This window comes from Nocardia sp. bgisy118 (assembly GCF_057708605.1).
This window is the reverse complement of sequence record NZ_JBYISM010000096.1, coordinates 1-531: the sequence shown is the minus strand read 5'-3', so window position 1 is coordinate 531 and position 531 is coordinate 1. Positions and strand designations below refer to the sequence as shown.

1 protein-coding gene is annotated in these 531 nt (G+C 66.9%); it reads right to left on the bottom strand.

Annotated features, from left to right (window positions below):
- Positions 1 to 466, bottom strand: a 466-nt coding sequence (locus AC3EO7_RS37895; protein ID WP_435593896.1) for a polyketide synthase dehydratase domain-containing protein, incomplete at its 3' end; no start/stop codon positions are given.
- Positions 467 to 531: the final 65 nt, after the last annotated feature.

The following is a 531-nucleotide window of genomic DNA, read 5'->3' as shown; positions in this document are numbered from 1 at the left end:
CTTGGAACAGGCGGTCATGAAAGGCACCGGCGGTACTGATGGCGGTGTTCAGTTGTTCGGCGGTGACCGGGCGGGCCACCAGCGATTCCACCATCGCCACTGCCATACCGGCCCCATCGGCTACCACCAGCGAGAGCCCCCCATCGGCTGCCGCCGTCAGCCGGACCCGCAACACCCCGGCCCCGGCAGCGAACAACGACACCCCAGACCAGGAGAACGGCAACCGCAAACCACCGTCACCGTCGCTGTCGGACTGTGTGGACTCGATCAGGGCTGGGTGTAGGGCTGCGTCGAGCAGGGCCGGGTGTATCCCGAACAGGCCGGCTTGTTCGGCAGCTGGTTGCGGCAGGACGACCTCGGCGAATACCTCGCCGCCACGCCGCCACACGGCCTGCAAGCCTTGGAACGCCGGCCCGTAGTCGAAGCCTGTCTCGGCCAACTGCTCATACAAGCCGTCGATGTTCACCTCGGTGGCGCCGTGTGGGGGCCATACGGTCAGGTCGAACGACGGCTGTGTCATTGCCGGGGACA